The 26030-nt window shown below is 28.9% G+C and carries 21 protein-coding genes and 1 riboswitch; of the genes, 2 read left to right on the top strand and 19 right to left on the bottom strand.

All coding sequences use genetic code 11. From position 1 onward, the window contains the following. Position 1: 1 nt before the first annotated feature. From H3N56_RS12690 to H3N56_RS12615, 16 genes are all read right to left on the bottom strand, one after another. The gene (locus tag H3N56_RS12690; protein ID WP_185881546.1) at positions 2–964 is read right to left on the bottom strand and encodes a sugar phosphate isomerase/epimerase; all 963 of its coding nucleotides are present in this window, start codon (positions 962–964) and stop codon (positions 2–4) included. Then, positions 954–2945, bottom strand: a complete 1992-nt coding sequence (locus H3N56_RS12685) for a substrate-binding domain-containing protein (RefSeq protein WP_185881545.1) — start codon at positions 2943–2945, stop codon at positions 954–956. The genes H3N56_RS12690 and H3N56_RS12685 overlap by 11 nt, the downstream gene beginning before the upstream one ends. A 23-nt stretch (positions 2946–2968) precedes the next feature. Beyond that, positions 2969–3937 (bottom strand): ABC transporter permease, encoded by a 969-nt coding sequence (locus tag H3N56_RS12680; protein ID WP_185881544.1) that lies wholly within the window; start codon positions 3935–3937, stop codon positions 2969–2971. Between the two features lie 22 nt (positions 3938–3959). After that, on the bottom strand, positions 3960–5450 hold the full coding sequence (locus H3N56_RS12675; RefSeq protein ID WP_185881543.1) for a sugar ABC transporter ATP-binding protein: 1491 nt from the start codon (positions 5448–5450) through the stop codon (positions 3960–3962). After that, positions 5443–6456, bottom strand: a complete 1014-nt coding sequence (locus H3N56_RS12670; protein WP_185881542.1) for a LacI family DNA-binding transcriptional regulator — start codon at positions 6454–6456, stop codon at positions 5443–5445. Before H3N56_RS12670 ends, H3N56_RS12675 begins: the two co-directional genes overlap by 8 nt. A gap of 159 nt (positions 6457–6615) precedes the next feature. Continuing rightward, complete coding sequence (locus H3N56_RS12665) at positions 6616–7206, bottom strand: NAD(P)H-dependent oxidoreductase (protein WP_185881541.1); 591 nt, start codon at positions 7204–7206, stop codon at positions 6616–6618. Continuing rightward, positions 7207–8166, bottom strand: coding sequence for a BMP family protein (locus tag H3N56_RS12660; RefSeq protein WP_185881540.1), 960 nt, complete (start codon positions 8164–8166; stop codon positions 7207–7209). Between the two features lie 18 nt (positions 8167–8184). Further along, entirely contained in the window at positions 8185–10533 is a 2349-nt protein-coding gene (locus tag H3N56_RS12655) for a bifunctional diguanylate cyclase/phosphodiesterase (protein ID WP_185881539.1), read from the bottom strand. Beyond that, positions 10530–12386, bottom strand: coding sequence for a bifunctional diguanylate cyclase/phosphodiesterase (locus tag H3N56_RS12650; protein WP_185881538.1), 1857 nt, complete (start codon positions 12384–12386; stop codon positions 10530–10532). The genes H3N56_RS12655 and H3N56_RS12650 overlap by 4 nt, the downstream gene beginning before the upstream one ends. Positions 12387–12498: 112 nt before the next feature. Then, the gene (locus H3N56_RS12645; RefSeq protein ID WP_221893500.1) at positions 12499–14979 is read right to left on the bottom strand and encodes a heavy metal translocating P-type ATPase; all 2481 of its coding nucleotides are present in this window, start codon (positions 14977–14979) and stop codon (positions 12499–12501) included. 123 nt (positions 14980–15102) lie between these two features. Continuing rightward, on the bottom strand, positions 15103–15822 hold the full coding sequence (locus H3N56_RS12640; RefSeq protein ID WP_255492205.1) for an FMN-binding protein: 720 nt from the start codon (positions 15820–15822) through the stop codon (positions 15103–15105). Beyond that, a complete protein-coding gene (locus H3N56_RS12635) occupies positions 15819–16856 on the bottom strand; it encodes an acyltransferase (RefSeq protein WP_185881536.1) in 1038 nt (345 codons plus the stop codon). The genes H3N56_RS12640 and H3N56_RS12635 overlap by 4 nt, the downstream gene beginning before the upstream one ends. 80 nt (positions 16857–16936) lie before the next feature. Further along, complete coding sequence (yjeM, locus tag H3N56_RS12630; protein WP_185881535.1) at positions 16937–18442, bottom strand: glutamate/gamma-aminobutyrate family transporter YjeM; 1506 nt, start codon at positions 18440–18442, stop codon at positions 16937–16939. Positions 18443–18582: 140 nt separating this feature from the next. Further along, positions 18583–19353 (bottom strand): MetQ/NlpA family ABC transporter substrate-binding protein, encoded by a 771-nt coding sequence (locus H3N56_RS12625; RefSeq protein WP_221893499.1) that lies wholly within the window; start codon positions 19351–19353, stop codon positions 18583–18585. A 5-nt stretch (positions 19354–19358) separates the two neighbouring features. Then, the gene (locus H3N56_RS12620) at positions 19359–20009 is read right to left on the bottom strand and encodes a methionine ABC transporter permease (protein ID WP_185881534.1); all 651 of its coding nucleotides are present in this window, start codon (positions 20007–20009) and stop codon (positions 19359–19361) included. Continuing rightward, a complete protein-coding gene (locus tag H3N56_RS12615) occupies positions 19999–21006 on the bottom strand; it encodes a methionine ABC transporter ATP-binding protein (RefSeq protein WP_185881533.1) in 1008 nt (335 codons plus the stop codon). Before H3N56_RS12615 ends, H3N56_RS12620 begins: the two co-directional genes overlap by 11 nt. A 93-nt stretch (positions 21007–21099) precedes the next feature. Beyond that, positions 21100–21187: riboswitch (SAM riboswitch) on the bottom strand. A 100-nt stretch (positions 21188–21287) separates the two neighbouring features. Here H3N56_RS12615 and H3N56_RS12610 point away from each other — a divergent pair. Then, on the top strand, positions 21288–21887 hold the full coding sequence (locus H3N56_RS12610; RefSeq protein WP_185881532.1) for a class I SAM-dependent methyltransferase: 600 nt from the start codon (positions 21288–21290) through the stop codon (positions 21885–21887). 18 nt (positions 21888–21905) lie between these two features. After that, complete coding sequence (locus H3N56_RS12605) at positions 21906–22541, top strand: flavodoxin family protein (protein ID WP_185881531.1); 636 nt, start codon at positions 21906–21908, stop codon at positions 22539–22541. Positions 22542–22597: 56 nt separating this feature from the next. Here H3N56_RS12605 and xylB read toward each other — a convergent pair whose 3' ends face one another. From xylB to H3N56_RS12590, 3 genes are read right to left on the bottom strand one after another with little or no spacing between them, the layout of a single operon-like run. Beyond that, on the bottom strand, positions 22598–24058 hold the full coding sequence (xylB, locus tag H3N56_RS12600) for a xylulokinase (protein WP_185881530.1): 1461 nt from the start codon (positions 24056–24058) through the stop codon (positions 22598–22600). An 8-nt stretch (positions 24059–24066) separates the two neighbouring features. After that, the gene (locus tag H3N56_RS12595) at positions 24067–25020 is read right to left on the bottom strand and encodes a substrate-binding domain-containing protein (protein WP_185881529.1); all 954 of its coding nucleotides are present in this window, start codon (positions 25018–25020) and stop codon (positions 24067–24069) included. A 32-nt stretch (positions 25021–25052) separates the two neighbouring features. Then, the gene (locus tag H3N56_RS12590) at positions 25053–26030 is read right to left on the bottom strand and encodes an ABC transporter permease (RefSeq protein ID WP_221893498.1); all 978 of its coding nucleotides are present in this window, start codon (positions 26028–26030) and stop codon (positions 25053–25055) included.

Below are 26030 nucleotides of genomic sequence, written 5' to 3'. Positions count from 1 at the left end.
CTCATTTTAATAGGCTTAAAACCTCTTTTTCTCTAAATCTAAAATAATCAATACTACTTTTTACAAGTAAATCCAAATCTTTTGGATTATTTTTTCCATTCATTGCAGGATAAGGATCAGCCCCGGGACCTAATGGCTCAGGAGTTACATACTTATTCCCTTCATTATATCCTAAAATATAAAGAGCCATTATTATCGAATCTAAATCCATTGACCCTTCCCCAAGAGCACATCTATTACTATCTGCCATATGAAGATTTACTAAACTTTTGCCAGAACTCAGTATAGCTTTTCCAATATGAGTTTCACCACTTTGCATATGATAGATATCTCCATTTATATGTTGGATTCCTGGATGATTTAATCTTTCTATATATTCTCTAGCTTCAGCCACTGTGTGTATAATTGATGTTTCAGCCGCTCTTATTGGTTCAACAGCTCCCTTTATCTTATACTCTACAAATATATCTGCCACTCTGCTTAAACTATCAATACTTCTTTCAATTTCGCAATCATCATATGCTACAGGTCTTCCTACAGCGGCAGGAACAACTAAAAGATACTCTCCACCAACTTCTGCGGTAAATTCAACTTGTCTTTTTATATAATCTATCGCTCTTTGACGATGAATAGGATTGTTACTCGAAAGATCATTTTCTTTCGAGAACATTCCACATACACCACTTACTTTCATATCATAATTTTTTAAAAGTTTGTTTACCTCTATAGAAGAGTATCCTAAATCTGGACTATATTTATTTCCATGTAATTCTATATAATCTAAATTATTATTTTTTAATCTTTTGATTGAATCTTCAAGGTTTTCAATTCCAAATCCCCAATTACTCCAAGATAGTTTCAAAGACTCTTTTGAATTTATTTTGCCTTTTAATTCCATAAATTTATTTTTTAAAATTTCATTTTCCAATTGAAAATTTTGTAATTTAATTTTATTAGAAATCATAGTTTTCAACATTTTCCTTTGTAAAAGTTGTTGGTTTTCCCATTATTACATTTTTTCCTTCACTTTTTATTTTTCCAACTTTAGGGATATCTTGATCATTAGTTAATTTTCTTCCATTTACTAATTCATTTGCTGCAAATACAGTTAAATATCCAAGTTTTACAGGATCCCATAAAATTGCTTCTTTTAAAGCTCCATCATTTAAGTATGGTTTTGAGTCCATCGGAAGTGCTACTCCAACTACAGCAACTTTATCTTGCATTCCTTTTTCTTTTACTGCTTGTGCTGCTCCAATAGGCGAGATTGTTCCTACTCCTATTATTCCATCTAAATTAGGATATGCTGTCATTAGCTCTAAAGACTTTTGGTAAGCCAATTGTTGCATCTCATCACTTGGAACTTTATCAGTTACTAATTTTAAATTAGGATATCTTTTTTTAGAGTATTCTAATCCTAAATCAATCCAAGTATTTAAATTAGCTGCAGATAGTCCTCCTGTTACAATTGCATAATTTCCATCTTCTTTTCCCATAACTTTAACTAGAGAATCCCATAGTGCAATTGCATACTCTTTATCATCTATTTGTTTAATCGAAGCATCTACAATTCTTGGATCTGCTGCTGTATCCCAATCTAGGACCTTTACACCCATCTTTTTAGCTTTCATTAATACTGGAGTTAATGCAGATGGATCATTTGGTGCCACAGCTATTGCATCTACTCCTTGAACTAATATATCTTCTAACATTTTTACTTGAAGAGCTGCATCAGCAGTTGTTGGTCCAACATATGAAACTTCAATTCCTAAATCCTTCCCTGCCATTTCTGCGCCTTTTTGTGCAGCGTTAAAATATGGAATTCCCATTAATTTAGGCATTACAACAATTCTTATTTTCTTTTCTGCCGCTATTACTCCTTTAGATAACCCCCCAAATAAGAATGCTCCAATTACCATTGTAATAATACTTTTTTTCATAACTTTTCCCTCCGTTGACTTTTTAGTTATTTTTGTTTTATCAGTTTCTTGTCTATTAGAAATAAAATATTGAATTAATATTGTTGACAATAACACCATTCCTAGTATGAAATCTACTAAAAATCTATCAATGCCAATTATTGTTAAGCCACTAGTTAAAATTTGTAGAATCATTGTTGCTGTAACTGTACCAAATACTTTTCCATATCCACCAGTAATATTAGTTCCTCCTAAAACAGCGGCAGTTATAGTTAGTAATAAGTAAGATGCCCCATAATCTACTTTTGCTGAATTATATCTTGAAATCATTATTATGCTAGCTATTGCTGATAGAATCCCAGAAAATATATAAATATAATTTAATATAGCTTTAGTATTAACTCCTGAATAATATGTTGCTTTTTGATTGTCTCCAGTCATATAAACTTCAAGTCCAAATTTTGTTTTTTCTAAAAAGTAAGTACTAATGATAGCTACTAGTATAAAAATAATGAAGGGAATAGGAATTTTTAAAAATACATCATTTCCTAATGCCATATACTCTAACGGAAAATTTCCTAGTGCTCCACCTTTTGTAAAATTTAAACCAACACCTTCGAATAAAGTCATAGTCCCTAATGTAGCTAACATAGGAGTCACCCCAATTTTAGAAACAAAGAATCCATTTATGTATCCACATATTCCTCCTGTTAGTAATGCCATCAATATCGATAAAGTGATTGTTAATTCAGGGGAATAATTTAAATTTCCTAAAAAATATCCACCAACTATCCCAGATAGTGCACATGCTGATGTAACAGATAAATTTATTCCACCAGTCAGTATAACCACCATCATAGCTATTGATAAAATTCCTAATTCTGGAAGTTGGAAAGCCATAGACTCTAAATTTAAATATGTAAAAAATTTATTTGGAGATATTATAGAAAATATTGTGAACATCAAAATAAATACTATAAATAGAAGTCCCTCTTTAGACAATGCAATTTCTTTTAATTTTTTCATTTATATTTTATCCTCTCTTTAAATTAAACTATATCAACTTTATAAGTATTTTTTTCTTTTATTTTTCTTTGAATTATATCTATACTTACGGCAAATAGTATAATTAATGCTGTTGCAATTTTTTGCCAAAAGACTGGAATATGCATTATTATCATTCCATTGTTTATTATAGACAAAAGTATAATCCCAAGAGTTGTTCCAAGCACTGTTCCATATCCACCATTTATATTAACTCCACCTAATACAACTGCAGCAATTACTATAAGCTCTATTCCTGAGTAGGCCGTTGGATCAACTTGTTTTACTATCGATGTATGAATTACAGATGATATTCCAACTATTCCACCTAATAACATGTAAACAATAAATTTTATTTTTTTCGTGTTAAATCCAATTCTTTGAGCTGAATTTTCATCTCCACCAAGAGCATAAATTCCTCTACCAATTATTGTATATTTTAAAAATATATGAATTACAATTGCAACAAATAGAAACAATAATATTTGTATTGGTAATCCTAAAATTTTAATATTTCCAAACTCCATATAATGAACAGGAAGATTATTTACCCAATTCCCTTTAGAAAAATACATTAAAAGTCCATTTAATATACTCAAAACTCCCAGTGTCACTACAATCGGTGGAAAGTTAAAAAATGATATCAACATTCCATTTATACTTCCAATAGAAGCTCCTATTGCAAATCCAATCAAAATCAAGAAAAATATATTAAGGTTAGGAGCCATCTTTGATAAATATCCAACTATCATTGCACTCACCGCTATATTCCCACCAACTGATACATCGATTCCACCAGTTAAGATTGCCAAAGTCATCCCTATAGCCATTGTTGCAACAACTGAATTTATTTTAAAAAGTGTTAAAAGATTCTCGGTTGTCAAAAAGTCTGGATTTTTTAAAGTTATAATAGCTGATATAAATATAATAAGTAGCAGTATTATCCCTTCTTTAGACTTTAAAATCTTCTTCATTCGTATCCTCCAATATTTAATTTTAATTTAAAATAGCTTTATTAATTATTGACTCTTGAGTTGCCTCTTCTCCTAAAAACTCACCAGTTATTTTACCTTTTCTCATAACTAAGATTCGGTCACTTACAGCTAAAACTTCTGGTAAATCTGAAGAAATCATTATTATTCCCATTCCATCATCTGCTAATTCTCTTAATAAATCATGAATATTGGTCTTAGCTCCGATATCAATACCATTTGTAGGTTCATCTATTATTAGAATTTTAGGGTTAGTTGAAAGACATTTTCCAATTACGACTTTTTGTTGATTTCCTCCTGATAACTTTTTAGTTTGAAGTTGACAATCTTTTGGTCTAATATCCAATTTTTCTATCCAGCTCTCTGCTTCTTTAAATTTTAAGTCAAAATTTAATTTTCCAAATTTTGAAGATATTTTTTTTAGATTTGAAATAACTATATTGTCTTCTATCGTTTTATTAAGAACTAATCCTAAGTTTTTTCTATCTTCTGGTACAAATGCAATTTTATTTTTTAGTGCATCTTTAGTGTTTTTTATAACTATTTTTTTATCTTCAATAAATATTTCTCCAGAATCATAAGATGTTGCACCGTAAATGGCTTCCATCATTTCTGTTCTACCCGCTCCAACTATTCCAGTTATTCCAAGGATCTCTCCTTTTTTCAAAGAAAAACTTATATCTTTAAAATTTCCTCTTTTAGAAAGATTCTTTACTTCTAAAAGTGTTGAATCTCCTATTTTTCTTGTTTTTCTTTCAAAAAAGATTTGACGTCCAACCATTAAAGTTATTAATTTTTTTTCATCTATTTGATTTGCTGGATAAGTTCCTATATAATTTCCATCCCTTAAAACTGTAAATACATCCGCAACTTCAAATAGCTCTTCTAATTTATGACTTACGAATAATATGCTTACCCCAGTCTTCTGAATTTTCTTTATTAAACTTAATAATATTTTAGTTTCTTCTTTTGATAGAGTTGCCGTAGGCTCATCCATTATAATCAAGCTGGCATCGCACACCAAAGAACGTGCAATCGCTATCATTTGTTGTTTTGCAATTGATAACTCACCAACAGGAGTATCTAAATCTATATCTAAGTCTATTAAATCTAAAGCTTCCTTAGCCTTTGATCTGACATTTTTCCAATCAAAAAACTTTTTTTTCTTTTCAACCTCTAATCCCATCCCTATATTTTCAGCAACACTTAAATTTAAAAATAAAGAAAAATCTTGATAGATTACAGCTATCCCTTTTTCAAGAGACTCTAAAGAATTTTTTAGAGTTACTTTCTTTCCATTTATGAAAATTTCGCCCCCGTCATCGGCCTGATAAACCCCTGTTAAAATTTTTATAAGAGTACTTTTCCCTGCTCCATTTTCACCAATTAGAGCATGAACTTCTCCTTTTTTTATTGAAAAATTTACATCTGATAAAGCTTTAACTCCAGGAAATGTTTTTGAAATATTTTTTATTTCCAAAAAAGTGTTATTCATTATTTATTAGCTCTCCTTGAATATTATTTTTTAAATCTAAAACAGATTCTCTTTTTTTTATAATTGGATTTATAAATATCTTTTTTGTTCCTTTTTTTGTTTTATTTTCTATTCTTTCAAACATATTTCTTGAAACTATTTGCCCAATTTCATATGCAGGTTGTGCAATCGTTGTCAGTTTTGGTGATAATATTTTTGCAAAAGATATATCATCAAACCCTATTACTGAAAGTTGTTCTGGTATTTTAACTCCATTATTTTGGCACCATTTATATATTTTTAAAGCGTTCATATCGTTGTTTGTAAAAATTGCAGTTGGCAAATTATTAATATCCAATAAATCTGTAAAATCTTGACCAATATAAATGTGTTGACCATTGGAATAAATATTTTTTTCTTTCATAAATGTCTCATAAGTTTGGTATCTTAACTGCCAAGAACTATAACTCAAATCATTTCCGCAGTACCCAATCTTTGTGTGTCCTTTTTCATATAGATAATTTAAAGCTGTTTGAGTTCCTTTTATATTATCAACGGTTATATTATCAATTCCTTCTATATAGTTTTCTACAGAAGCAAGGTAAGTATTTCTCTTTGCTATTTGAATAGCTTTACTCTCTTCATTACAAAAGTTACTAAGAAGAATTATCCCTTCAGCTCTTACAGAAAGAAGTTCTAGGATTCTTTTCTCCTCTTCTTCTTTTCTATTATTTGTGTTTAAATATAGAATTGTATATCCTTTCTCTTTTAAAATGCTCTCTATACCTAATATAACTTCTGTAAAATATGGATTTCTAATATCTGGAAATATTACTCCAATAAATTTTGTTGAAGTTTTTAAACTTCTTGCAATTACATTCGGAACATAGTCATACTCTTCTAGTGCTCTCTCTACCCTTTCTCTAGTTTTAGTTGAAACATTAGTTTTCCCATTTATAACTCTTGAAATTGTTGAAGGAGATAATAATAAATGTTTTGATATCTCACTTAAAGTTTTATATGACATCTTTTCCCCCCGATAAAAGTCTGTTCTTATTTAATGTCACAATAATAGCATACTTAAATTGGATGTGCAATATATATTTTTAGTGTTCACTTTAAGTTGTGAAATTATTATTGATGAAATAAAAAAGGACCTCTTATGAGGTCCAGATAATCTTAGATTTTATAAATCTACAAAGCTTGCTTTGTTATTTGCTTTTTTTAATTTTTCTAAAAACTTTCTATGATTCAAATCTTCATTATTTATGTATTCTATATATTTTTTTGCTGATTCTTCAATTTTTTCATTCGTTAATCTAGGCGTATCAAAAATACTCCATGCTGGTAAATAAATCATTTGAAGTGCATTTGACACTGCTTCCATAGGTCTTAATAATTCAGTAATTGTAAAATTATTATAACTACCACCCTGATACGAATATTCAGGAGCTCCCACAGAAATTGCTACCATAAATTCTTTTTCAAGTAAAGAATTACCATTTGGTCCATATGCCCAACCAAATTCTAAAACTTTGTCGAAGTATTCTCTCATTAATGCAGGCATATTATACCAGTAAAAAGGGTATTGGAAAACTATTCTCTCTGATTTTTCTAAATATTCTTGCTCCTTTTTTATATCAATTTTTCCATCTGGATAAAGTTCATCTAAAAATCTTACAGTTATATTTTCATTTTTCTTCAATTCTTCAATCCATCTTTTATTCACTAGAGATTCTTTAATATTTGGATGAGTTACTATTACAGTTATTTTCACTTAATTCACCTTTATCTTTCCAGATATTATATCTGATTTTATTTCATTGATTACTTTTATTTTATCTTCTCCAATAATTTCTTTCGTGTATATAAATTCAGTTGTTCCAACTCCATTTTCTTTTAATCCAAAATTATAAATATCCCCACGGAAATTTCCTTCCACGGTATCTTGTATTATTTTATATACTGCGTTATTAACATTTTTTAACATTGAAGTTAAAATTTGTCCCTTTACTGCATCATCTTGATTAGAATCTACACCTATTCCATAAATTTTTGCTTCTCTTATTCCCTCTAAAACTCCAGTTCCTGTATTTCCACTTGCATGATATATAACATCAACTTCTTGCCCAGCTAATGAAATTGCATGCTCCTTTCCTTTTATTGGATCGTTAAAAGGGGCATCTCCACCTATATATGTCGTCATAACCTTTACAAATGGATTTATATGTTTAGCCCCCTGTTCATAACCATTTTTGAAATTATTTATTAAAGGTATATCTACCCCACCTATGAATCCCACTTTTCCAGTTTTAGACATTTGGGCTGCTAAAGCTCCAACCAAAAAAGAACCTTCAGCTTCATTAAAAACCAAAGAAGCTACATTTTTTCCTACCTCAGCTTGAGTGTCTACTATTGCGTATTTTGTGTTTGGATATTTTTTACTTATACTTTCCATAGCATCAAGAGCTGTGTAAGAAGTTGCAATTATTAAGTCAAATCCACTCTCCGAATATTCTTCCAAATAAAAACTATCTTCCATCCAAGAGTTTGGCTCTACATATTTTACTTCAATATTAAAATCTCTTTTAGCCTCTAGCAATCCAAGATATGCTGAGTCATTAAAAGATTTATCTCCCAATCCTCCCATAGCTAAAATAAGACCGACTTTAATAGGTGCAGTTAAACTAATCACCGATAAAATAAAAAACAATCCTAATAAAACCTTTTTTTTCATTTTCTTCCCCCTTAATTTTTATATTTTTAAATATTTTTCTTCTAAAGTTTTCAATGGTATTAACTCTTGAATAAACTCAATTTTACCACATCCAAGATTTTTTAATATCTTAACCTCATTGAGATCATTTAATCCTTCTGCAATAATGTCTAAATTTAAAGTTTTTCCAATTTCTACTACAGTTTTCAAAATATTATAGTCTTCTTGGTTTGATTCAATATTATTTATTAGTTTCTTGCTTATTTTTATAGAATCCAATGGATAAACTTTAAGATTATTAAAAGAAGAATATCCTATTCCAAATTTGTCAAGAATTACTGTTATCCCGATATGCTTTAATTCTTTTAATCTTTCTAAGGTCTTTTCTTCATTTTTTATTGAACAAGATTCTGTAATCCCAATTTCTATGCGCTCTCCCTCTATATCATATTTTTTCATAGTCTTTTTTAAAGTTCCAACTATGTCTCCCGCATGAAATTGTTTCGGACTTACAGAAATACCAACTGTAATTTTCTCCTTATACTTCTCTTTTAAATATTTAATTTCTTTTCCTAACTTGTCAATAATATATTCTCCTACCTCAATTATAATACCACTTTCTTCTGCTATACGGTTAAAAACTTCTGAAGAAATAAATCCTAATTCATCATTTTTCCATCTTATCACAGCATGAATACTAGATATTCTCATATTCTCTAAACTCATCTGAGGTCTATAATAAATTTTAAATTCATTTTTTTCTATTGCTCTATATATTTTATTTTCTAATTCTAAATTTTTTAAACTTTGTTTTTCCATTTCTTTATTATATATTTTAGCTCTATTTTTTCCATCCTCTTTTGCACTATTTAAGGCTATATCTCCATATTTCATAAGTTCTAACCTATCTTGAGAGTTCTTTGGATACATAGAAATCCCTATGCTTAGCGTACATATTATTTTATTCTCTCCTATAACAAAAGGATTTTGGAAAAGTTTGATAATTTGGCATGCCATTTCTTTTATTATTTTTTCTTGTCCTATATTATCTATAATGACAATAAATTCATCTCCTGATAATCTTGCTAAAAAATCTATTGGTGATAGATAATTTTTTAATCTTTTAACAAATTCAAGCAAAACTTTATCCCCTATATCATGCCCATACCAATCATTTATAGACTTAAATCTATCTAAGTCTATAAATATTAAAATAAATTCACCATCTGACTTTTTGGTAGAAATTAAATTATCTAAAAAATTAAGACAATTCCTTCTATTTGGTAAGTTAGTCAAACAATCTATATTAGCTAATCTATTTAATTCTATATTTTTTTTACTAAGCTCTATATTTCTTTCGTATACTATCTTCTCCAAATATAAACTTAAATTACTTATTTCTTCCATTTTTTTTGTCAATTGATAGCCAATATCTTTATAACTTTTATAAAGATATTCATTAGTCACATAAATATTAACATGTTTTGTTAAAAATATTCTCAATACTATTATCAAAGTCGCTATAAAAACTATTGTAATATTTCTAAAGTTTAACGACAATATCAAAACATATAGAAAAATCATTCCCATCGGAAATCTTATTCCTAAATTTTCTGGAATTGATACCCTTCTTCTAAAATTTCTTTTTATATTATATACTTCATATAACCCTGAAAAAACAACTATTATTAGTCCAAGCTGCCATAAAAATTCAAACAATGGATTACATTCTCCTATATTCTGTTTCTTTAATATTGTATACGTATATCCTAAATCTGATATCGTATATATCAAAAATCCCAGTGTTCTAATTAATGAAGCCTTTTTTAAAATTTTTGTTTTTATATTTATTTGATAAATTGTAAATGCTCCGATTAAAATTAAAAAATTTAAAATCATAAATATCAAAATTATATTACTTTCATAATTAAAACAAGCAAAATTATATTCGAATTTTTTAAGAAATAATTTTGAAATTAGAGATAAAGAAAATCCAATCATTATAATGGAATCTACTAGAAGTTGACAAATATTTAGATGTCCAATCGCTTCATATAAAAAATAATATATTGCTAATAACATAAAAATATAAACCAAAAGAAACAATATATTTCTTCCATTCATTATTTCTAGTATATCAAATTTTTCACTCACTATATGCAAAATATTACTTACAAAATTCAAACAAAATCCTATAAATAAAATTTTCCAGAATATCAATCTTGCAGTCGCTTTTTTGTATGTTAAATAGGATGCCCACACTATAAATAAAGATCCAGTTATACTTAATATTTCTATTGTATCTCTTCTTAATTCTCCTTTATAAAAAAAAACAATAAAACTATATATTAAGACATATCCAAATATTATATAACTAATTTTTTTCAAAATGTTTCATCCCCTCTTCGTTGGGAAAAATATTTTTTTTCTAGTGCTGTAATCTCCATTGGTCTATCAAAATAATAACCCTGTAATTGGTTGCATCCAAGATAAACCAATAATTCAGCCTGACTAAATTCTTCAACTCCTTCTGCAATAAGTTTTAAATTCATATTTTTTCCCATATTTATTATAGCTTGAACTATTTTATAGTCTTGTTTATTTGCATTTATGCCTCTTATTAATTCTAAAGGTATTTTTAAAGTATTGATTGGATAACATCTAAGATAGCTTATACTTGAATATCCCATTCCAAAATCGTCAATTGAAATATTAACGCCCAATTTTTTCAAAGCATTTAAATTATCTATTGCTAAACTTTCATTTTTTATAGCACAAGCTTCTGTTATTTCGATATCAATCCAGTTGCTTAACATATTATTGTTATCTATTATTTTTTTTATTTTTTCCACTAGCTCTCCAGCAATAAATTGTTTTGGAGAAACATTAATTCCAACTTTTAAATTTTTAAAATATTTTGTATTTAAGTATTTAATATCTTCACATGCTTTTTTAATTACCCAGTCTCCTATATCTATTATAGATCCATTTTCCTCAGCAATTGGGATAAATTCTCCAGGATTTATAAACCCTAATTTTTTGCTATCCCATCTTATGAGTGCTTCAACTCCAATGATAGTATTCATATCTATATCCATTTGTGGTTGATAAAAAAGTTTGAACTCATTTTTTTCTAATGCTTCTTGAAGGTTGGTCTCTATTTCTAATTTTTTATCACTTTCTTTTTTCATAGATTTTTCGTAGATTTTGTATCTATTTTTCCCGTCTTCTTTAGCTCTACATAAGGCTATATCAGAGCATTTCATTAGCTCAGTTCTGTCCTTGCTTACATCCGGATATATTGCAATACCTATACTTGCTGTAGACATAAGTTTTCTTCCATCTATTTCGAAAGTCTTTTGAAAATTCGTAATAATTTTATTAGCTTTAAATATTACATCGTCTAAACTCTCTATGTTTTTTAATATTATTACAAATTCATCTCCACCTTGTCTTCCTATAAAATCATTTTCATCTAGTATTAGTTTTAAACGATTAGATACTTCAATTAAAAGTTTATCCCCTATATCATGTCCATACCAATCATTCACACTTTTAAATCTATCTAAATCCATAAAAACAAGTGCAAATTTATCATTATTTCCAATTTTTTCTATAAGTTTATCTAAATATTTTATAAATTTTCTTCGATTTGGAAATTGTGTTAAATAATCTGTATTTGCTATCTGATATAACTTTTGATTTTTATTTTTAAGCTCCTCAGTTCTATCTAAAACCTTTTTCTCTAAATTTTTATTCATATTATTTATTTCTAATATTTTTTTCTCTAATACAATATTAGCACTTTCATATTTTTTTTTTAGAAAGTTATTAATTGTATATATTTTCAAATGTTTTATAAGTGTTTTTCTAAAGAATAAAATTGCTGTTAAAATTAATAAAATTCTTATTTCACCAATATTTAAGGCAATTGTAAATCCACAAATGACTTTCACTATTATGGAATAACTTGTATTTATTTCTTCTTTCATTTCATTCTCAAAATGATATTTTGAAGTATTTAAATTAAGCGATTTTTTTGAAATTTCATTTATAGTTTCCAGTATAACTAAACCTACTATACACAAAAAAACGCTTAGTATTAAGTATTCAACTATATTTAATTTTAAGTAAATATACTTTTTAGTATAAAAACTTTGAAAAATAAATACTAGTAAAATTAATATAGTAAAAATATCTAAGAAATTTTCATAGAATTTCCCCTTAATATTTTCTAACATCTAATCCCCCCCAATTTTCTACAGCATTCCTATATTACTTTATCTTTTATTTATTTTCAACAAAAAAAAAGAGAGTGATGATAGTTAACTATCATCACTCTCTTTTTTAATTTTACATTTTCTCTATTTTTACTACAACATATCCTGCATCTTCTACTGTTTTTTTTATCTTTTCATCAGAAATATTTCCCTCAATTACAGCAAATTTTCCAGGTAAATCAACTTCAATTGAAACAACTTCAGGTAAACTAGCAAACTCATTTTTTACATGTTTCACACAATTTCCACAACTCATTCCATCAATAAATACTTTTGTTTTAGACATTTTTTTCTCCTCCTGAATAAATTTATCTGGTTTAAACCTTTTTAATCTAAGTGCATTTGTTAAAACAGAAACCGAACTTATACTCATAGCAGCCCCTGCTATCATCGGGCTTAATAATGGTCCTCCAAATATATGTAAAATTCCCATTGCAATAGGTATTCCTAGTATATTATATCCAAATGCCCAAAATAAATTTTGTTTTATATTTTTTATTGTTTCTCTACTTAATTTTATAGCTGTAGGGACATCCATTAAATCACTTTTCATCAATACTATATCAGCTGATTCAATCGCAACATCCGTTCCAGATCCAATTGCTATTCCTAAATTTGCTTGTGCCAAAGCGGGAGCATCATTTATTCCATCTCCTACCATTGCTACTTGCTTGCCTTCTTCCTGAAGTTTTTGAACCTCTCGTGCTTTATCTTGAGGTAATACCTCTGATAAAACTCTGTCTATTCCAACTTCCTTTGCAATAGCTTCAGCGGTTCTTCTATTATCTCCTGTTATCATAGCTACTTCTATTCCCATACTATGCAATAATGAAATTGCATTTTTTGAGCTTTCTTTTACAGTATCAGCAACAGCTATTATTCCAGCTATTGAACCTTCAATTGCTATATACATAGGTGTTTTTCCCATACCTGCTAAATTATCCGATTCTTTTTCAAAAGAATCAAGAGCAATCTTTCTATCAACCATTAATTTTTTATTCCCTAGAAGAATATCTTTATTTTCAATTGTTACTTCTATTCCATAACCAGGTATTGCTTTAAAAGTTTCTAAATTTTTTAAATTTAAATTCTTTTCAGAAGCAAATCTAACTATTGACTCTCCTAATGGATGTTCTGAATTTTTTTCAGCACTTGCTGCTAAAATCAAAAGTTCATCTTCAGAAATATCTTTACTCACTTTTATATCTGTAACTTTTGGTTTCCCTTCCGTTATTGTTCCTGTTTTATCAAAGACTATTGTTTGAATTTTATGAGCCGTCTCTAGTGCTACTCCACTCTTTATAAGAACACCATATTCAGCTCCTTTTCCTGTTCCTATCATTATAGCGGTAGGAGTTGCTAAACCTAAAGCACAAGGACAAGCTATAACTAAAACTGAAATGAAAATTGTTAATGCAAATATTTTATCTCCAGTAGCTATATACCAAGCAACACTTGATAGAATTGCAAGAACTATTACTACAGGAACAAAATATCCAGAAATTATATCTGCTAATTTTGCTATAGGTGCCTTAGATCCCTGAGCTTCCTCTACTAATTTTATTATCTGAGCAAGAGTTGTATCTTTACCGACTTTTGTTGCTCTATATTTTACCGAACCATTTTTATTTATACTTGCTCCAATAACAGTTGAATCTATAAATTTTTCTACGGGTATACTCTCTCCTGTTAGCATAGATTCATCTACAGATGTTGTACCTTCAACTACTATTCCATCTACCGGAAATCTTTCTCCTGGTTTTACTAAGATTATATCCCCTACTTCAACATTTTCTATGGGGGTTAGTATATCTTTCCCATCCTTCACTACAGTTGCTATTTTAGGGGCTAATCCCATCAGTTTTTTTATTGCCTCTGAAGTTTTACCCTTACTTACTGATTCCATGTATTTTCCAAGGGTTATCAACATTAAAATTGTCGCAGATGATTCAAAATATAGTTGATGAACATAATTTATATTTCCATTAAAAATTTGATATATAGCAAACAAACCATACAAATATCCAGATGATGTCCCTATGGCTATAAGTGAATCCATATTAGGTGCACCTTTTAATAAAGTTTTTATTCCAACTTTAAAAAATTTCCATCCAATTATCATAACAGGGGTAGTTAATAATAATTGCGACATTGCAAAAGTTTTCGGACTAATTTCTGGGGATATAAAATTTGGAAGAGAATAACCAAACATATGTCCCATCGAAATAATCAAAAGAGGAACTGTAAATACTGCAGACCATATAAACCTTTTCCAAAGAGATTTTATTTCTTCTTCTTTTTTTATCTTATCCTGATCCAAAGAAATATTATCTTCAATAAAAGCCTTATATCCGGCATCATCTACTGCTTTTTCAACAATTAACTCCATTTCTTTTTCATTAATTTTATTATCATTGAACTTAATTGTAAGTTTTTCAGATGCTAAATTCACATTGGCCGACTCTATTCCCTCTAATTTTTTCACAGCCTTTTCAACGTGACTAACACATGAAGAACAGGTCATTCCTTCTACTTTAAATATTTTTTCTTTCATAGTATCACCCATCCAAATTTCTCATTTTATATTCTTTTAGTAAGTATAACATAATAATATTAAAAAATCCAAGAAACCTAATATAATTAGATTACCTTGGATTTTTATTTTAATCTATTAAATTTACTTCACAGGAATATTTACTTCCACACGGTTTTCATAAGCATTTTTTATAGCACCTAAAATATCTCCATGTGAATCTTTTATACTCATAGTCGCTCCAGCTACTAAATCTGTAAGCTCTTTCTTTTCAGTATCATTCAATTTATCGTATTTTTGCTGATCTTTAATATCTTTATTTTTCATTTTTAATGGTCTACCATTTATATCAGAAGTATACTTTTTAAACCATTCCTCTACCTCTGCTACTGTTTTTCCTTTGAAGAATTTTTGGAAATTATCCATTTGTGTATGCCATTCCAATCTAGGATTCATTCCATAGTCTTTTCCACGTTCACGCTTAGTTTTCCAATTACTAACTTCATCAATAATAAATTCTACATTATTTTCGGATACTCCTGAAACTTCTCCAGTTTTATGATCTGCTACATTATATCCTGGAGTTCCAGGCCATCCTGAGAAATGTGGCATAGATTCTCCATCGTAATTAGGCGTACTAACCTCTAATCCATCAACTATAATATTTATTATCTTTCCATCCTTATCAAAAATTCCAGCTGCAGTCACATAGTTAAAACTATAAACCGGAACATCTTTATTATCTTTTCCAGGTCCTACACGAAAGTTTGCTGATTTTCCTAAACCTTGGTAAACTTGCGCTTCCGCACCAAAAGCCAAACTCATTCCCGCTAAAAAAATGCATGGTAATAATTTTTTTATCATTTTTTTATCCCTCCCTTATTTATTGGTTTCTGATAGAATAATACCTTATGTTTCTCTAAAAAACAAGACCCCCCATAAGATAATACGAAAATTATTGGAGTCATACTCAATATGAAAATCAAGGCATTATACTCAACTTTAAGAATATATTTTACAGAAAATTCTATCATTTCTAAAAAGAAAGCATGAATTAAATATATATTGAAAGAATATTTAGCTAGACTACTAAAATCATATTTTATTATATTCATATTTATAAAAGAAATATATAAACTTAAAGCAGAAATAATAACAAAAGGACTTAAATCTTGATAAAAATAAAGAGTTTTATTCCAAATATTACTTCTTATAATTATCTCTGTTAAAATAAATATTGTTATTGAAGATATAATAAATATCAAAAAATAAAACAATGGTGACTTATTTTTATATATCTTTAAAGAGTAACCAAGTATAAAGTATCCTAAATATTTTGTAAATTGGACTAACCAGTAAAGATTACTAAATTTTGAAACTATTATTCCAAGAATCAAAAGAGTAATTCCAACTTTCATAAAACTTCTATCTCCAATATCATTTTTTAATCTTATGAGAATTGGAGTTACTGCATATAATCCAAACAGCATATATAGGTACCACAAATGATAAAACGGCACTCCTAAAAACCAATCAAAAAGTGGTTTAAAAAAATCAAATGGAATCCCTGTTATCTTCATAATCAGTATTCCTCTTATGTAACTATAAAGAACATATACTAAACTCCAAATTAAAGTTGGAATTCCCACTTTTTTGAAAGATTTATTATAAAATTCTTTATATGATTTATTGTTATTATTTTCTAAAAGAAACCCTCCGCTTAACAAAACAAATATTGATACACAAGTTCTAGAAATAGAATCAAAAAAATTAGCTACCGTAAAATTAAAATTTGGAGTATCCATGTTATCTACAATATATCCTGCTGAAAGATGAATTACTATAACCATTACAACTGCTATAATTCGCAAACAATCTAAATTATTTTCTCTTTTCAAAATTCCTCCATATTATAATAAAAAAATAGAGAGCTTTATCGGCTCTCTACAATTATATTCTTTAATTTTACTATTATCAATTATATTCCATGAATTTCTTTTGCAATCATATGTTTTTCATATCTTCTATATAAACCTAATGCAGCTAACGAGAATAATAAAGGTCCAATTACCATCCAAACTGAAGACATATAATCACCTTTTGTAGCTGGTTCTATTATAGTTGCCAAATTAGCAAAAGCTACTGACCCAACTGTTGAAATTGTTGCAATTTTTACAGCTGTCGAACTTTTATAAATTACAAATGGTTTTTTTATAGCTTCATTTTGTTTGAATTTTGGAAATGCTGCTGCAATAAATATATAAGGAATTGTCATTGCCACATTTGTCATTAAAATTAATTTTGAGAAGAATTTAGATGCTCCTTCTCCTCCAAATGATACTAATAAAATAAATACAATTACTATTCCACATTGAATCCACATTGCATTTAAGGGCATTCCATTTTCTACTTTAGACATCTTTTCTCCCCAAATTTCTTTAGGAGTTCCTTCTATTAATTGCTTTAAAGGTGCATAAGCTAAAGTAAAGAATGCTCCCATAAAGGCAAGAATCATTGATATTCCCATGTATCTAGACATTACAAGTCCTATTTGCTCAGAAATAGATTGTGAAAATCCAAGAGAAATTCCAGCTTGATACCCTAAGTTTTCCATTATCACATAAGCTACGTTCCCCATGTGAATATTTGGATTTGAAAGTATTGTCTGCCAATCAGTAAAAATTCCAATTAAGAAAACTCCAACTGCATATCCAATTGTTATTACTGTGGCTGCTATTGTAACACCTTTAGGAAAGGTTTTTTCCGCTGTTTCTGTTTTGTCTACTAAACCTCCAACTACTTCTATTCCTCCAAATGCAAAAATAGAGAAAACCATAAATGATACCACAGAGATAGTAGATGTATAATTAGGATTCGGCGAAATTGTAAATGCTTCCTGTACATTTAATATCGAATGAGCTAAGTGCCCTTTATTTAAAATTAAGATTCCAATCGAACCGAATAATAAAACTAAGTTTAAAAGAGAAACTGCTATTCCTCCAATTGAGGTTACCTTAGTAATTTTTTCAAGTCCTCTTGAAGCGATAAAAGTTATAAGTATTATTAAACAAACTCCAAGTAATCCAAGTGTCTGTGTTGAGTTCAATCCAAATAAATGCCAAGTTGAAGTTAAGTCCCTTCCAAAAATCGCTGTAGATAGAACAATCCAAATTGAAGAACTTATGTTTACCATCCATACTATATAAGATGCATACCACATAAAAGTTCCAATAAATGCGTACTTTGGTCCTACTGACTTCTCCATCCAAGAATATATTCCACCACTTTCATTTTTAAATGCGGCACCATACTCAGACATCATAAAAGCGTAAGGAATAAAAAAAAGAGCGGATGAAATAATATACCAAGGTATTGCAGAATATCCCATTAAAAAGAATGATCTAGGAATGTTAGCAAAACCAAATACTGAAGTAAATATCATAAGTATAAGTGGTACAAGAGTAAGTTTCTTTTCGTTCTTCATCAAACCTCCTAAAATATAAAATCTAAAATAAATCATTTAAAAAAGTGAAATAATTAATTATAATATGTATATATTATATATACATAATTAATATATGTCAATTATAATCTATTTAGATTTTATATAGTTAGGACATAATTTTAAAATGCTGGTACTACTGCTCCATCATATTTTTCTAAAATATAAGTTTTTACTTTTTCAGATTGCAATGCTTTTATTAACTTTTGTAAATCTTCCTCGTTCTCTCTTCCTTCTTTAACTGTCACAAGATTTGCATAAGGAGACTCTTTTCCCTCTAGGATAATTGCATTTTTATTTGGATTTAATCCAGCTTCTAGTGCATAATTTCCGTTGATTACAGCTGCGTCAACATCATCTAAAACTCTTGGAATTCCAGCTGATTCAATTGCATTAAATTTTATTTTTTTTGGATTATCAATTATATCAAACTCTGTCGCCAAAAGATTTGTAGGATCTTTTAATTTAATGATTCCATTATTGTGTAAAAGAATCAATGCTCTTCCTCCATTTGTTGGATCACTTGGTATTGCGATAGAAGCCCCTTTTTTTAATTCATCTAATGATTTTATTTTTTTAGAATATACACCTAAAGGTTCAACATGAACATTTCCAATTGATACTAATTTCAACCCTTTTTCTTCAATAAAAGTATCCATATATGGTTTGTGTTGGAAAAAATTTGCATCTATTTCTTTTGAATCTACAGCAAGATTTGGAGTTACATAATCTGTCATTTCAATTACAATCAAGTTAACACCTTGAACTTTCAGATCATCTTTAACCATATTTAATAATTCTGCATGCGGAACTGGTGATGCCCCAACTTTAATATCTCCTGCGAATAAAGAAGCCGATACCAATAATCCTAAAATTCCTAAAACTTTTTTCATATAAATTACCCCCTCTGATTTTTTAATCTATTTGAAAAATAATTTCCAATAGTTTGAATTATTTGAACTAAAATTATAATTACAACTACAGAATAAATCATTATATCCGTTTTAAATCTTTGGTAACCAAATCTAATAGCCAAATCTCCAAGTCCTCCTCCTCCAATAGCACCAGCCATTGCAGAAAAACTAACTAAACTAATTACAATTACCGTAAGTCCATGTATTAATGCAGGCATAGATTCTGGAATCATAACTTTTTTAATAATTGTCCAGTTGTCTGCACCCATACTTTCACTAGCTTCTATTAATCCTTTATCAACATCATTTAAAGCCCCTTCGACTATTCTAGCTACAAATGGAGCTGCAGATATTGAAAGTGGAACGATTGCAGCAGTACTTCCTATTGTGGTTCCAACTATAAGTCTAGAAAGTGGTAATAATATTATCATAAGTATAATGTACGGAAAAGATCTTAAAATATTTATTATAAAGTTTAAAATTTTATTTAAATTTCTATGTTCATATATATGTCCTGGAGCTGTTATTACAGCTAAAATTCCACTTGGTAATCCAAGGATTATAGAAAATAGTGTGGACCAAAATACCATGTACAAAGTTTGCCAAGTTGCTGTTAATATCATATTAAATACCATTGTATAAAACCTCCACTTTAACATCTGAATCTTCAAAGAATTCTATTGCATCATCTTGTTTTTTCATATCACCTATTAACTCAACTATTAAATGACCAACTTGCATTGTTGATAAAACATTTACAGTTCCACCTAAAACATTTATATCCAAATCAAACTTTTTTACTGTTCTTGAAAGTATCGGATCTCCCGCTAATGACCCTAGAAATATTAGTTTAATTATTTTCTTTCCTTTAGTTTTAGATAGCTCAATTTCTTTTTCTTCTTCATTAGGAAGATATGAAATTAATTCTTTTGTTATTTCATTTTGTGGTTCTGAAAATATATGATGTACCCCACCCGTTTCAACTATTTTTCCATTCGACATCACTGCAACTTTATTACATATATCCCTTATAACTTCCATCTGATGAGTTATAAGAACTACTGTTAATCCAAACTTTTTTTGAATATCTTTTAATAAATTCAAAATAGATTTGGTAGTTTTTGGATCTAGTGCCGATGTAGCCTCATCTGATAAAATTATTTTTGGGTTATTAGCAAGAGCTCTCGCTATAGCAACTCTTTGTTTTTGTCCTCCAGATAGTTGACTAGGATACGAGTTACGCTTATCTGAAAGTTCAACAACCTCTAAAAGTTCTTCTACCCTAGGCATAATATCTTTCTTATTCCATCCAGCTATCTCCAAACAAAATGCTATATTATCAGCAACTGTTCTTGAAGACAATAAATTAAAATGTTGAAATATCATCCCTACATCTTTTCTAATGTTTAATAATCCCTTCTTATCTGCTAACGTTATATCTTTTCCCTCTATCATTATTGAACCAGAACTCGGCTCTTCTAATCTATTTAACATTCTTATCAATGATGACTTTCCCGCTCCACTTAAACCTATAATTCCAAATATATCCCCTTCATTTATCTCTAGGCATACATCTTGTACCGCATGAAAACCATTTGGATAAATTTTATTAAGATTTTTAATTTTAATCATAATGTAATCACTGCTCCCTTAAGTAATTTAAAAATAAAAAAGACTCCATCATCTTTAAGATGAAGGAGTCTAGAACATTTCTAGGTATTTATCCTTCCATCTAGCTGGAGTTAGCACCACACCTTTACGGTAGGTTGCTGAAACGTCATAGGGCCAGTCCCTCGGTCTCTCTTGATGGTTTTGATAATTATACATAATATAAAGATTTAAGTCAATATTTATTTTTCCATTTGACAAAATGTTATTAATTTATTAAAGTCTATATAGTGAGGAGGTGTAATTTGAAAAACACTCAAAGTAAATATACTAGGATGGCTCATATATATGATTGGGTTGAACAGCGTATGCCCATGAATGATTTTAAAAAACAAGCTGTTAATTTATTGCAAGGTAAAATTTTAGAGGTTGGTATTGGAAGTGGAGCTAATTTAAAATTTTATAAAAAAGATTCTGATGTAACTGGAATTGATTTTTCTACTGGGATGTTAGAAATTGCAAAAGAAAAAATAAATACCTTAAATTTAAATAATGTCAAACTTATTGAAATGAATATTGAAAATATGAATTTTCCAGATAATACATTTGATTCTGTTTTATCAACTTGTGTCTTCTGTACTGTTCCTAATCCTAAAAATGGAATATTAGAAATATTAAGAGTTTTAAAACCTGGTGGAAAAGCTATTTTTCTTGAACATATGAAAAGTAGTAGTTCTTCTATAAATATTTTTTTGAAATTCATGAATATAATAACCACTAAAGCTTTAGGAACATCACTTCTTAGAGAAACTGAAAAAACTATAAGAGAAGTAGGATTTTCAAAAGTTACTAGTAAGAATATTATGATGAAGGATGTAGTGAGATTAATAATTGCAGAAAAATAAAAAAGAGGTGGTTGACTAATGAAAGTTGTTGCATTTAATGGAAGTCCAAGAGAACAAGGAAATACATACTTTGCTCTTTTAATGGTAGCTAAAGAGTTAGAAAAAAATGGAATTGATGTTGAAATCGTTCATGTAGGAAATAAACTTATAAGAGGTTGTCTTGCTTGTGGTGGATGTGTAAGAAACAAAAATGAGCAATGTGTTATTCCTGGTGATGATGTTAATCAATGGATTCAAAAAATTAAAGAAGCTGATGGCGTATTACTAGGATCTCCAGTTCATTTCGCTGCTATGGGGTCTACAATGAAATCATTCTTAGATAGAGCGTTCTATGTTGCCTCTGTAAATGGTGGACTTTTTAGACATAAAGTTGGAGCTTCAGTTGTTGCAGTTAGACGTTCAGGAGGAATACCTACTTTTGACCAGTTAAATAATTATATAACTTATGCCGAGATGCTAATGCCTACATCTAATTATTGGAATGTTATTCATGGAAGAGCAGCTGGTGAAGTAGATAAAGACGATGAAGGAAAACAAATTATGAGTGTTCTTGGTAAGAATATGGCTTGGTTAATGAAATTAGTTGAAAATGGAAAAGATGTTGTTGAGGAACCTTCTTCAGAAAGAAAAATATACACAAGTTTTGTAAGATAAATATAAAAATAGAGCAGCTCCAGGATTAATATGTCCTAGAGCTGCTCTTCTTTACTTTAACAAGAATAAAAATCTTTTAGTGAAGGGTATAATTTTCTAAATTTTTCATAACCCTTTTCATAAATTTCAACATTTTCTAAAATAGGTTTTATAATTTCAACTTCTTTTATAATTTTATTACAAGCCTCTTCTACATTCTTATACTCTCCACAACCAACAGAAGCTAATATTGCAGCTCCTAATGCTGGTCCTTCAGCTGCAGAATCAATAGAAATAATCTCACAATTTAAAGTATCTGATAAAATTTGCTTCCAAAGATAACTTTTTGCTCCACCACCACTAACTCTAATTTTACTGATAGATATATCCATATCTTTTAAAAGTTCTACTGAATCTCTTAACGAATAAGCTACGCCCTCTAATACGCTTCTAGTCATATGACCTTTCTTATGATTATAAGATAATCCAATGAAACTTCCTTTAACAAAACTATCATTATGTGGAGTTCTTTCTCCAATTAAATATGGAAGAAAAAAAAGATTTTCTGAACCAGCTAACGTATCATTAGCTATTTTATTAAATAACTCATAATCTTTTGACTCATTTACCTCTTCTACCCACCATCTGAAAGCTCCTGCTGCCGACAACATAACACCCATCTGATGATATCTACCATTAGCATCACAAAAAGAATGTAATCTGTATTTAGAGTCAATTTGATAATTATCAGTTGGTGCAAATATTACTCCAGATGTTCCAAGTGCTAATGAAATTATTCCTTCATTTATCGCACCTACTCCTACTGCTCCTACTGCTTGATCTCCGCCACCTATTATAATTTTAATATCTTTACTTATTCCAAATTTTTCAGCCAATTCTGGTTTAATATAACCAATCGATTCCCACGACTCATAAATTTCACCTAGCTGCAAAGTATTAATTTGTAAAAAATCTAACATTTTTTTTGACCATGTCCTATTTTTTACATCTAGCATAAGGGTTCCTGATGCATCTGATACATCTATTGCATGAATTCCTGAAAATTTATATGCTAAATAATCTTTTGGAAGCATTATCTTTTCTATATTATTAAATTTCTCTATTTCATTTTCTTTCATCCAAAGAATTTTTGGTGCCGTAAAACCTGTTAATGCTTGATTCCCTGTTTCTTCTCCTAGCCATTCTAAATTGTTTAATTCTCTACATTCCTTTTCAGTTCTTTGATCACACCAAAGCATAGCATTTCTTATAATTTCATCATTTTTATCCAATGTAACTAATCCATGCATCTGACCAGAAAAAGAAATTCCTTTTAGATTTTTCTTAGATTCAAAATCCAAAACTTCATCCATGGCTTCCTTACATGCTTCCCACCAATCGCTAGGATCTTGTTCAGCCCAATTAGAATTTGTATAATATATCGGATAACTTTTAGATACCGTTTTAACGATATCTCCACTTGCTTTCATAAGTAAAAGCTTAATGGCAGAAGTTCCCAAATCTATTCCTAAATACATGTTTCCTCCTAATATCTTGGGTTTTGAGATTCTGGGTACATAACAACTTCTATTGGAATAATTGTATTTTCAGGAGATTTTTTCTTTGTTAAGTATTCATCCATAACTATAGCTGCCTGTTTCCCTATAAATTGGAAATCTTGAACTACTGTTATAGCCATTTTCTTTTCGTCTACAAGTTTTTTTCCTTCTGAAGATCCATCAAATCCTATTATTGTAAAGTTCGTTAAGTCAAATCTGCTATCATTCATTATAGCTCCAATTGTTCCTATTGCCATTACATCATTTTCATTGTATACAATATACTTACCTTTATTATCTAAAGCACTTAATTTAGATTCAAGAACATTCTGAGCTACATCTTGAGCAAAATTTCCTGTAAGCTCAATATATCTTTTTGAATCATTTGCTAATTCATTCCATTTTTGTCCTGCTGCCTCTGATAACAGATAATCATTAAATCCCTTATATCTTGAAATATGTGCAGTATGTCCATCGATTCCTTTCATATGAATTATACCTGTAAGTTCTTCAGGATTTATATTAGATTTTTTTACAATCCATTCTGCTGCAAACTTTCCTCCATCTTCATTATCTGTTGCTATATCAGCTAAAATATCTACACCTTCAACACTTGTATCAACAGTTATTATTGGTATGTCTCTCGAAATAGCATCATTTAAAACACCTTCTGTAGCATCCTTGTTCAATGGATTTATAACGATTGCAGATGATCCTTTTACAATGGCATCTTCAACTTGGCTAGGTTGTTTTGTGGCATCGTTTGCAGCATCATAAACGTCTACTTTGTAACCTAATTTTTCAGCCTCATTAACAAAAGATTTCTCAAGTATTCCAAAAAATTCGTTAGACCTATTTGACATCATTAAAGCAACTTTTTTTGCAGGTGCCCCCATTGCTAAACTTCCGCAAAGAAGCGATAAAAGTATAATTTTTTTCATTTTGTATCCCCCTCATTTATATTAATTATTTGTTACTTTGTTTTTTTACGATCCGCAACTACTGCTAAAAGTATTACTAAACCTTTTATAACCTCTTGATAAAAAGATGAAACTCCCAAAAGATTTAAACCGTTATTTAAAATTCCTATTATAAGTGCTCCTATTAAAGTTCCAAATATTTTACCTTTTCCGCCAGACATAGAAGTTCCACCTATAACAACTGCTGCAATCGCATCAAGTTCTGCCCCTTGACCTGCATTTGGATATATTGAATTATATCTTGAAATATAAAGTATCCCAGCAAGTGCTGATAAAAACCCACTTACAGAATAAGCTATCATTTTTATTTTATTAATTGGAACTGTTGAAAGTCTTGCAGCTTCTTCATTTCCTCCAGTAGCATATAGATGCTTTCCAAAAACTGTTTTTCCTAAAATAAACCAAAGAACTCCAAATATTATTAAATAAATTATCATAGATATTGGTAATTTCCCTATTTCACCACGATTTATATATTTCATTAATGGAGATACATTATTAATATTTCTAATCGGAAGTCCTTTTGATATAATCAATGTAATTCCTCTATAGATAGTCATAGTTATAAGTGTTGCTATAAATGGTTGAAGTTTTATTTTTGAAACAAGAATACCATTTACTAGACCAAGAGTTGTTCCCATCGCTAAAGCCACAGGAATAACAATAATGATTGGAAGCTGTAAAGTTACCAACATAATTCCTGCTAAATATCCAACTAATGCAAGTGTTGATCCAACAGTTAAATCTATACATCCCAATAAAATTACAAAAGTCATTCCAAAAGCAATTAATCCATTTATAGAAGATTGTTTAAATATATTTTGAATATTATATAATGAAAAAAAGTTATTATTTATAATTCCAAAAAATCCTGAAATCATTAAAAGTATAAGAATTAATCCATATTTTTCATAAAATTCCTTCATTGAAAAATTTTTACTGTTAGTAAGTATTACTGTATTTTCTGCCAA

The sequence above is a fragment of the Cetobacterium sp. 2A genome (assembly GCF_014250685.1).
Lineage (GTDB): Bacteria > Fusobacteriota > Fusobacteriia > Fusobacteriales > Fusobacteriaceae > Cetobacterium.
The sequence above is the reverse complement of the archived record's forward strand: the minus strand, read 5'-3'. Positions and strand labels throughout refer to the sequence as shown.